Here is a 9739-nt window from a genome sequence, read left to right as displayed (position 1 = left end):
AAAAAAGTGTCCAAGCCACTAAAAATCTTTATTCATTTTTTATTTTTAGTGATGACAGACAATAGCTAGCAAGGGAGTCGAACCCTTATAAACCGTTCTAGCTACACGCCTAGTGCATAAGCTTTATACAAGGCTTTTTTGACCGTGGTCTTCTCACGTCCTACCTTGCCTTTAGTTCGGTACTCAAGCATAATTCGATCAGCATCATCATCCAGTCTATCGGGCCAGTCGTAGTTATTGAAAACATAACTAGCGATTTTGCTGAATAGTTCTCTGGAAAGTAGCCCTTCCATTTGAATTGTTTTTAAAGGCGTTAGGGCAGCCTTCTCTAAATAACACTGATTGATGGCGTTTTGGACTTTGTTAGCTTTCTTCTTATCGCAATCCTTGACGCTTCTAATATAGCTATTTAGGTCGTTAGGGTGTTCCTTGCGTAGTTCTTCCACTTCCTTACAAAATCGTTTAAACAGTCCCTCTGGCAGTCCTGCGTTGGTTTTCTCCAACAGCGGGCGCGTGGTTTGCCCTCTTGTGTAATTAGTAGACAGATAGTCTTGAAGGTCGTTGAACAATTCGTCAGAAATAATGCCTTCTAATCTGTCGACAGTCGCTGGTGATATCCTCGCACGCTCCACCACTGCACTATTGAATGCTTGATATATGATGCGAGCTTGTAACTCACTGCATTGTTTCACATCTTGAAAGAACTGCTTATAAGAGCCTTTTTTGTGTGCTTTTCTAAGTGCTTCATGCTCACTGACTAAGCGCTGATATAATTCTGGTGTCAGCCCGGAATATTTGTAGGTTTTGCTCATGAGCCACGTCCTCTTAAATAGCTAGGGATATCATCCCCGACGTTAATAGCATCGTATTGTTCCTTGCTAACCAAGAATTTACCGTAAGCACCACAATCAATAGTGTAGAGCTTCCCGACCATAGATTTGCCGGTTACCTTGCCATGTAATTCAACGGCATTGTCAGCTTTATGGATAACCACTGTCTCGATAGGTCGGTTGACCACTCGCATGACCGTTACCACGTTGATTGCTAGTGAAATTACAAGTAAAATCGTCGCTATCGTTAAATCTTTATGTTTCATAGATACCTCGCTATTTCCTTGATAACATTGACCGTCACACTATTTCCTGCCTGCTTATAGAGTTGACTGTTGCTATTTACTTCTTGCGCTTTGTCAAACGCCCAATCTGGAAAACCTTGCAATCTCCAACACTCTCTAGGTGTTAGCTTGCGAATGCGAAAGTTAGGAGTTACCACACCTTGACTATCACCAGTTACCAGTGTGTTAGCGATACCTTCACCAACTCGCCCTCTGCGTGTTTTAGAGTTTGGATGTGACAGGTTAACACTATCCCCCACGCTTGCTTCAGCGTATCCTTGCTTAGTCGCTTCACGGACACGGATTTTGGGTTCTAATCCGCCGCTTTGCATCGTTCTTATTGTTGGTGATATACCATCTGTTTCGTAAACCACTCCACTTTGATTGAAGTTGGGCTGTAATACTCCATATTTTTTAATTTCATTCGGTATAGCAACTTGTTTAGGTTCTTTGTAGTCGGATGCTGTTAGAGTTCCCACAATCCCTTCAGGGTCATGCACTATGTCTCTAGTCCCTTGAGCTGTTCCGTTAGGGTTTTTAGTGTTTCCTAAAATATTGATTCCTAACCGTTCAGCACTAGATTTTTCGTCTTTTCCTCCGATAGGAAAAACTTTTCGTCCACGTTGTCCTCTAAAATGTCCGATAATGAACACACGCTCCCGATTTTGTGGTACTCCGAAATCTTTGCTGTTAAGCACTTGCCATTCCACATCATACCCGAGTTCATCCAACGCTGAGAGGATGACCTCAAAGGTATTTCCTCTGTCGTGGTTAAGGAGTCCTTTGACATTTTCAAGGAACAGATACTTAGGTTTGAGTATAGCGGCGAATCTTGCGATTTCAAAGAAGAGAGTTCCTCGAGTATCTTCGAATCCTCTTCGATGTCCTGCAATGCTGAAAGCTTGGCACGGAAAACCTCCGCAAATTGCGTCAACGTGTCCGATTGCTCTGATTTCGTCATCTGTGACTTGTGTGATGTCATGTAATTCTATTTCTCCTTCAGTATTATGAATTGCCTTGTAACTTGCTCTAGCAAATTTGTCGATTTCACAGAATGCTACACATTCATGACCGGCGCTCTCCATTCCAAAACGAAAACCACCGATACCTGCGAATAAGTCAATGAATTTCAAAGATCTTCCTCCTTAACGAATGTGCCATTAATCATTTTTCCATTTCTATTTTTAATCTCTTCATACGCAATACCGAGACACTCAGTCACATCAAGGTCTAACTGGTGAGCTAACACGATAATCGTGACTAGCGTGTCACCGATTGCATCCTTCAACGCTGCTTGCGGCTCTGTGAATTTTGTCGGTTTCAAGAGTACATCCCGAATTTCTCCCACTTCTTCAGTCACACGCATCCACTGAATCTTTGGGTCAGCTTGTTTTAACCCACGGTTATCTGCCCAATGGTTGATTTTATTTATTAGATTGTTCATCCGTTACCTCCGTTACTTCAACGCCTTCACAGTTAAATACCCATTCAAAGCCGTTAGACTCTAGCTCTTTGCGGGTGTGGTGTGCTCGAAATCTTTCAAGTTCTGTTTTCGATGCAAAAAGCCATCTTTGAGTGTTTGTATCTCGATTGAGGTATTTACTGTATCCACCAATCCCTTTAATCCGAACCGTATACCTAGGCTCTTTCTCGACCTCATACCCGAACTGGTGCATGTTGACGAGGGTTTTGATTGCTTCGTTTTTTGTATCATCAAACCATTTATAGAAATCTGAATTTCTTTCTTCATCTCCCCAATACCTAATCAAATAGTATATTTCACTATTTAAATTATATTTATGTTCCTCATACCAATCTGCCACATATTGTGGAACGACTGGTTTCGGGAAGAATGAGTCATATAGGTCTTCTGCGTACGATACAGAAATCTTCCCTACCTTCGATAGCGTTTGTATTGCTTCTTGTCTAGTCATCAATTTCCTCCATTTCAACCTTGTATTTTCTTGCATTGCGATATTTAACACCTCACAAACGGTGTAATTCATTAATCGCATCGTTCTTGTTGTTGAAGATATGCTCACTGTCTTCCATATTGTCGTAGTAAACTATAACTTTGTATTTCATATCATCCCTCGGTTCTGTCCCCATAGATTACTGTGGCAGTATATTTAACGTAGTCGTTGCCATCTTCCCAATCTGCGGTTAGTCTTACATCTATCAGTTCCTTGTTGTAGCCTTCTATCCAGGCGTTAATTTCTTCGTCAAGCGTGTCAGTGTCATATAGTTTGTCAAAAAATTTCACTTTGCGTTTCATATTTCTAATTCCCATAGTTATCGGTTCCGGTCCTTCTCTGAAAACCTTTGCCGGATTCTTTGCTATAAATTGCCTTAGCCATTGCATAACTCGACCATCTTCCTTAACAAATCTTCATCCGGCAACTGTTCTAGTGTCAGAATGCGATTGAGCTTTTTAACGTCGATACCTAGCTTGATGCTGATAAGCTTCATATCCTTGCGGTTGTTCCAAAACCATCTCGAAAATTCTTGTGTCTGATCTAATACGCTGGTTTGTCCATAGTTTCCCGGTGCATATACACCAACCAACTTGTCCTTATATCTGCTATTCATTCGAGCTCCTTGATTTCAAATTCAATGCGTGGATTAGGACTGTACTTCTTACGAGCACTTAACTCACAAACAATACTGTCATCCGTCCAGACGATACCCTTCTTATCAACTTTGTTGTAACCAGCTTTTGAGATACTGTCAAAGAGCGATTTGACCAGATTATCAACATCTGGAGTTTTCGCATGCCAAAGCGTTTCAGACATAAAACTCTTGAATGCGTCCCACGTTTTAGCTCTAGCTTTTGGCGTGGGCTTTTTTGATACATTAAGCGGGGCCTTCATATAAAAAACGACATCTACTGAAATCGGACCGTCAAAGAATTGCCCATCATATTCTTGCTCAATAAGTTGCGAACATTGACGACGCCATGCCTTCATTTTAGAGTCTTCGTAAGTCCCGAACTTGCTAAATCGTGGCCTTGTTTGTGGTTTAGGCTCGATGTTTAAAATCATTTTCATGTTTTCACCAAATTAGAAGGGTAAATCGTCACTAGTGATGTCCATTGGGCTACTGTTCCCGTATGGGCTGCTATCCCTTGCAAAGTTTGGCCCTTGTTGTTGTGGCGCTTGTTGCCCGTAAGGTCCCACATAGCCGTTGTCATTACCAAACGCTCCCGATGTATTGCCTTGATTAGCATTACTGCCTTCACGCGCCGCACGGCTTTCCAACATTTGAAAGTTCTCAGCGACCACCTCAGTGACATACACCCGTTGACCTTGCTGATTCTCATAGCTACGGGTCTGAATGCGTCCAGTGATTCCAATCAAAGCGCCTTTTTTAGCCCAATTAGCCAAATTCTCAGCTTGCTGACGCCAGATAACGCAATTGATAAAGTCTGTTTCACGCTCACCGTTAGCATCTTTGAAGGTACGGTTAACCGCAAGACTAAATGTAGCTACTGCGATGTTACTGGTTGTGTATTTAAGTTCTGGGTCTCTTGTTAATCTTCCAACAAGACAGACTGAATTAATCATAGTTTTCTCTCCTTCTATTCACGATTTAGTAAATCGTCCAGTGTGGGTTTAGATTTTGGTCTTGACATTAACTTAAATGTATTTTCAATTCTTCTTCGGTCATACTAGCTATGTTTTGATAGCCGCTGACAGTGTAGTTTTGTTTGTATTCCCAACCGTTTTCGCTAAGTAAACGTTTAAATCTGTCTTTATCGTCTGAATCTTCAAAGTAGACTTCAAGCGTCATTTTTTGGCGATAACGTTTTGATTCTGGAATGTTAGCTTCTTCAATTGTTGGCGTATTTTCGATAATTTCGCCTGTTTCTGAATCAACAACTAATGCCGTTGGTGCTGTTTCTACTATTTTTTCTTTTTGCTTTTGCAATTCAGCTTGTCGTAGCGCTGCTTGTTCCTGTCTTTGGCGTTCAGCTTCTTGTTTTTGTAATTCAAAAGCATGGTCTGAACGAATCTGATCTAACACCTCTGCTAATGTCAGATTTTGAAGCATACGGATATACGGTTGGTCGGTCATTCCGTACTCTGAACAAAGTCCAGATATGGATTGAGTGGCTTTTTTAAATTCCTCTTGTTTTTGATATTCAAAGGTAACCATGTCGTCTAACGCCTTCATAGTCGCTTTTTTAAGAGTTACACCGTCAGCCATAAAATCGCCATTTTTGAGGTATTCCGTTGCTTTTCCGTCAAAAATGCGAGGATCAATCATATATTCGCTGGCTTTGTTAGCTAAATAACTTTTAACCGTGTCCAATCTCAGTGCTTTTTGATGATTTTCAAACTCTTTCACATCATTTGCAATTTGGTTGATAATGTTTTTAAGAGGTTTCTCTGTTTCCTTGATATATTTTTCAAAATCCGTCGCTGGTTTTGATAACTCATTCTTGATTTTGATACGTTCGTCTGAAATTTGCTTGGTTAATTTTCGTAATTCAGCCAAGACTTTCTTGTCGTCTTTGATAGTTCCAGCGGTGACTGTGTAATTTTGATACTTAGCAACTACATCAGCAATGCCTTTTTCAAAAACCTCTTGCCCTACAATCTCAACTTTGGCTTGTTCAATATTAACTTGTAATTCTTGCATTGTTCGCACCTCGTTAATAGTCGAGAAGTTCGCCTTGAACTGGCTCGTTTTGTGAGTTGGCAACCGGTTGAGAATTGCTTTCACTTGTTTGTTGGAAATGCGTTTGTTCTTGCTTCATTTGTTCGATTTGCGCCAGCTTACGAGCTCTAACATCCTCTTGTGTCTCTTGTGGCGTTACATCCTTGATTCTGTCGAATGTTTCACCGCCGTCATCCTCAGTGTACATATTTCCTAAATCCTCTGGGAAAGCTTCACGTAAGGCATTGACAAGAGCGGTTTTTCTAATCATGGTGGCTGGCATAGCGTTCCAAGTGCTTTGCTTTTTATCGTATTCTTCACGACTAACGAAAACCTCTACAGGAACCTTGAAATTCTTGCGGTAAACTCTTGCCCAACCACCGACGAGTGTGTCGTTAGGTAGCAGCAGCGCCCCTTTCCGCTCTACCATATCACCAGAATCGTCAACAACTACCACTCCGGCTTCAAAGCCTTCATAGTTTGGGTTTTGTGCTGCACGCTTCAAGAATGCTTCTTTTGAGACAATTAAGCTAAATTCAGCCCCACCATTTTTCTTTTTGTAAGCTACGATATAGACCTCGTTTAGCAATGGGTTGAGGTTACGACCTTTAATCAGCGATAAAGCTTGCCCAACTTGTTTTTCTGTCAATAAATCTTGTGGGTCGTAGTAGCGTTTAATATCTTGAAACGTCCAGGCGCTTGTATCTGTTGAAATATCCCTTTTGTTTTGTGTTTGTAGTTGATTTGTCATGTTTTTGTCTTTCTTTTCGTTTTGAATACCCTTATTTCGCATTTTAAGGGGGTGTAGTACAATTTTAACGGTGCCGTGGTCTATTTATACCACCGACGAAAACACACACCTTAAAATCGATTTTAGAGGGGTTTTCTAGTGTACGCTAAAAATCTGCGTCGATTTCTTAGCGAAATACATATATTCATTAATTTTCTCGATGAATGAATACAAATCTAAATCATCCATCATTTTCTGCTTATGCTCTTTCGAGAATACAAGACCATGAATGCGCTCGTAGTCTTCAAAGAGTTTTAGTTTAACTTCCGTTTCTGTCAAAGCATCATCCTCTTATCTTGTTGTGTCTTGAATTGATAAACATGCTCATTCGTCGTTCCAAGTCCTGTCTTCTTGAAAACTCGAGAATAGACACGCTTTCCATAAGTGCCCATAATGTCCCGTGGACTAAGGTTAGTGGTAATGATAGTTTTGGTACGCTTGTTCAAAATACTGTACAAGATACCGTTAGACCACTCTGTCACTTTTTCAGTCCCCAAATCATCAAGCACTAGCCATTCAGCTTCAGATATGTGTCTGATATACTCAGCTTCAAGACTGAAATCCTCTTTTATTTTGGCTAATAGGTCAACCACGTTGATGAATAGCCCCATTTTTTTCGTGTGATCAGACAATGCCTTGAGTGCTGAATAAGCTAGATGACTCTTGCCCACGCCAGTATCACCAATCAAAACAATGTTGTAGTCTTGACCGTCAAGATAGCCTTTGAGCTGACTTCTAACATTTTTTAAGTCTTCTTTCTGCTCTCTGGTCGCCGCCTTGTAGTTGTCAAAACTGGCAGTTTTTAAATCATCATCCAGTAAGCTGAAATCTTTGAGAAAGTACAAGCGTTTCTGCTCTTGCTCACGTTCGTACTGCTCTTGTGCCTTGATGGCATTCTGTTGATCTTGTTCTTCTCTGTGGCAAAGCTCACACACCGTGTAGGGTTTTGAGTTCGGAAACTGAATCGTGACATAGTGCCGTTTATGTTTCTCGCAGTATTTATCGCTAACCGTCATATACTGCCTTCGCATTTGCTTAGCTGTGCTTTCTAAACTCATAAGCATCACCTCTAATATTTGCTACAAGCTGGACCAAATTTAACTGGTTGGTCATCAAAGCTTTTACGACTGTCAAATTGGCGTTGTTCTTCATCTTGCTGAGCAACTGTATGAATCCCGTTTTGTGCCCAAGCTTTTAAAATAGAGTTGACATAGCCAAATGAGCGTTTTGAGTTGTCGGCAGCTCTATCTATGGCACGTTTGACTAACATAATTTCTAACTTATCGAAATCGATATAACCTTTTAGTTTTTCCATTTGGTATCCGTCAATAGGTCCGATTCGTTCTTGATAATGTCTGAAAATATTAAAATCTGATTGGTCATCAGCAGCAGAAGAAGAAAATTGACTAATTTCTGATGTTTCATCCTCTCTACTGTTAGATTTACTTAAATTAGATTTACTTATATTATCTTTACTTATATTGGGTAAACCAGTGGTTTCCGTTTGGTTTACCAGTGGTTTACCAGTGGTTTCATCGGTATTTTCCTCTAGTAACTCTTTGTAAATACTAGGAACATACCTGTCTTTTCTGACCGTGTTTTGTTCGTGAAAATCAACCACGAAATAGACCATTTCATCATTAAGAGGTTTCACGAATTGTTTGATCACTAGAAGCCCTAAATTGTCCTCGTTAGCTCCTATCATTCTGAGAATTGGGAATGCTTCCACCACCCCATCATCGTCGCAATTTTGGATGAGGTGAAAATAAAGAGCTTGTGCTTCTAGGGGCAAACGTAAGAATCGATGCGTTTGGGTAACGGTTTTGCTTATCATTCTACGGTTTCCCACTTTTACCTCCTGCGTAATAGTATTTCTGATTATCTGCCATATTTAATGCCTACCCTCCCACCACTTCAATTATTTAATTACTCGTCTTCTTTACCGTTGTACTTCTTGAAGCTCAATCCCAAAGTTGTGATACCAGCAGCAATTACTACCAATTCCAAAGTGCTAGCGATACCTTCTTTTTCGCCAGTGTTTGGAAGAGTGCCACCGTAAACGGTTGTATTTGCCACCTCTTTTGGCTCAGAATCGTTTTTATACACGACCTCGGTAATTTCTACCTCTTTTTCTTTTGGAGCGTCTACGGGCTTGTTAGGTACCTTTTTAGACTCTGCTGGTTTTTCTGGTGTTGGTTTAGTTGGCTCTGCTGGAATTTCAAGCTCTGGCAAATCCAAGATAGGTGCATCATTCGGAATTACTCCACCATTCCATTCAGGCTTGTCCAATACTGGAGCGTCGAATGGGACTGTTCCACCTTTCCATTCGGGAATTTCTACCACTGGGGCTGGTGGAAGGAGCGGGATGTCGTTAATATCGATTGATGGTTTTTCATACACTGGAGCTTCATTCGGTACAACACCACCATTAAATTCTGGCTTGTCATACTTCGGAGCGTCTGGAGGTGTAACCCCACCATTCCACTCAGGGATTTCAACTTTAGGTGCATCGTGTGGAATTTCAAACGTTGGTTCTGGTTTGTTTTCGCCGCTGGCATCACCTTTACCACCGACAAGTTGGACATAACTGTGTGAGATAGCACCGTCTGACTCAGCTTTCAACTCAACCTTATTGGTTGGGTTTACGCTATCTTTAACCGGCTTAATCAATTTAGTTTTATAGTTAATATAAATCATATGATCAAGGCGATCCATTTTAATTGTGAAACCGTGGTCTGATTTACTGATTGATTTTACTAAATCCATAGCAGAACCTTTATCAATCCAAGGGTCTACGCTTTCAATCGATTTGATTTCGAAGTAATTATCAACAAGCTTTTGATTATCACTCATCTCATCAATGATTGTGACGTAATTCAATAGACGTTTAGCGTAGTTAACACGAGCTGTCCAGTTAATCACTGTAGGGTCTTCTTTGTCTTGAAATCCCCATTTAGCAATCAATTCATCATTGCCAATTACTTGTTCAGAACCAACATTGGCTGTTACTAAAGTCCCATTAAAGTTAACTGTAACTGGTTTTCCTGCTACAACTTTATCTGTCCAACTTGCATCTAGTTTCAAGTTCATGATCTTATTCAAAGGGTGTGATTTGAAATAGTCATTGAATACAGTTGTCACCTTGTTAGTGGTAGCATCCGCTGTAGCTTTCCCAA

At 40.7% G+C, this 9739-nt stretch carries 15 protein-coding genes; all 15 read right to left on the bottom strand.

Features of this window, described 5'->3' with window-relative positions:
* Positions 1-101: 101 nt before the first annotated feature.
* Positions 102-812 carry a DUF1340 domain-containing protein gene (locus HMPREF2867_RS04220; protein ID WP_070576032.1) on the bottom strand — a complete coding sequence of 237 codons (711 nt, stop codon included), beginning with the start codon at positions 810-812 and terminating at the stop codon, positions 102-104.
* Entirely contained in the window at positions 809-1096 is a 288-nt protein-coding gene (locus HMPREF2867_RS04215) for a DUF1372 family protein (RefSeq protein WP_070576029.1), read from the bottom strand. The genes HMPREF2867_RS04220 and HMPREF2867_RS04215 overlap by 4 nt, the downstream gene beginning before the upstream one ends.
* On the bottom strand, positions 1093-2247 hold the full coding sequence (locus HMPREF2867_RS04210; protein WP_083306748.1) for a DNA cytosine methyltransferase: 1155 nt from the start codon (positions 2245-2247) through the stop codon (positions 1093-1095). The genes HMPREF2867_RS04215 and HMPREF2867_RS04210 overlap by 4 nt, the downstream gene beginning before the upstream one ends.
* Positions 2244-2558: a MazG-like family protein gene (locus HMPREF2867_RS04205; RefSeq protein ID WP_206670524.1), complete on the bottom strand. Its 315-nt coding sequence runs from the start codon at positions 2556-2558 to the stop codon at positions 2244-2246. The genes HMPREF2867_RS04210 and HMPREF2867_RS04205 overlap by 4 nt, the downstream gene beginning before the upstream one ends.
* Positions 2539-3048, bottom strand: coding sequence for a DUF1642 domain-containing protein (locus HMPREF2867_RS04200; protein ID WP_070576026.1), 510 nt, complete (start codon positions 3046-3048; stop codon positions 2539-2541). The genes HMPREF2867_RS04205 and HMPREF2867_RS04200 overlap by 20 nt, the downstream gene beginning before the upstream one ends.
* A gap of 152 nt (positions 3049-3200) precedes the next feature.
* Positions 3201-3476 carry a hypothetical protein gene (locus HMPREF2867_RS04195; RefSeq protein WP_083306747.1) on the bottom strand — a complete coding sequence of 92 codons (276 nt, stop codon included), beginning with the start codon at positions 3474-3476 and terminating at the stop codon, positions 3201-3203.
* Positions 3464-3703, bottom strand: a complete 240-nt coding sequence (locus HMPREF2867_RS04190) for a hypothetical protein (RefSeq protein WP_070576023.1) — start codon at positions 3701-3703, stop codon at positions 3464-3466. Before HMPREF2867_RS04190 ends, HMPREF2867_RS04195 begins: the two co-directional genes overlap by 13 nt.
* Positions 3700-4161: a RusA family crossover junction endodeoxyribonuclease gene (locus HMPREF2867_RS04185; protein ID WP_070576020.1), complete on the bottom strand. Its 462-nt coding sequence runs from the start codon at positions 4159-4161 to the stop codon at positions 3700-3702. Before HMPREF2867_RS04185 ends, HMPREF2867_RS04190 begins: the two co-directional genes overlap by 4 nt.
* A gap of 12 nt (positions 4162-4173) precedes the next feature.
* Positions 4174-4677: a single-stranded DNA-binding protein gene (gene ssb / locus HMPREF2867_RS04180; RefSeq protein ID WP_070576013.1), complete on the bottom strand. Its 504-nt coding sequence runs from the start codon at positions 4675-4677 to the stop codon at positions 4174-4176.
* 67 nt (positions 4678-4744) lie between these two features.
* Positions 4745-5755 carry a DUF1351 domain-containing protein gene (locus tag HMPREF2867_RS04175; RefSeq protein WP_070576011.1) on the bottom strand — a complete coding sequence of 337 codons (1011 nt, stop codon included), beginning with the start codon at positions 5753-5755 and terminating at the stop codon, positions 4745-4747.
* A 13-nt stretch (positions 5756-5768) separates the two neighbouring features.
* Positions 5769-6524 (bottom strand): phage recombination protein Bet, encoded by a 756-nt coding sequence (gene bet / locus HMPREF2867_RS04170; protein ID WP_070576008.1) that lies wholly within the window; start codon positions 6522-6524, stop codon positions 5769-5771.
* A gap of 135 nt (positions 6525-6659) precedes the next feature.
* Positions 6660-6842 carry a hypothetical protein gene (locus HMPREF2867_RS04165; protein ID WP_070576005.1) on the bottom strand — a complete coding sequence of 61 codons (183 nt, stop codon included), beginning with the start codon at positions 6840-6842 and terminating at the stop codon, positions 6660-6662.
* Positions 6839-7621 carry an ATP-binding protein gene (locus HMPREF2867_RS04160; protein ID WP_083306746.1) on the bottom strand — a complete coding sequence of 261 codons (783 nt, stop codon included), beginning with the start codon at positions 7619-7621 and terminating at the stop codon, positions 6839-6841. Before HMPREF2867_RS04160 ends, HMPREF2867_RS04165 begins: the two co-directional genes overlap by 4 nt.
* Before the next feature lie 11 nt (positions 7622-7632).
* Complete coding sequence (locus tag HMPREF2867_RS04155) at positions 7633-8412, bottom strand: DnaD domain-containing protein (RefSeq protein WP_083306745.1); 780 nt, start codon at positions 8410-8412, stop codon at positions 7633-7635.
* A 77-nt stretch (positions 8413-8489) separates the two neighbouring features.
* The coding region (locus HMPREF2867_RS04150; RefSeq protein ID WP_070575999.1) for an SIALI-17 repeat-containing surface protein at positions 8490-9739 on the bottom strand (1250 nt) is incomplete at its 5' end.

Origin of the sequence: Streptococcus sp. HMSC064H09, assembly GCF_001812625.1 — a bacterium.
In the GTDB taxonomy this organism is placed as follows: domain Bacteria; phylum Bacillota; class Bacilli; order Lactobacillales; family Streptococcaceae; genus Streptococcus.
Note: the sequence above shows the minus strand (reverse complement) of the source record. Positions and strands in the feature narration are given on the sequence as shown.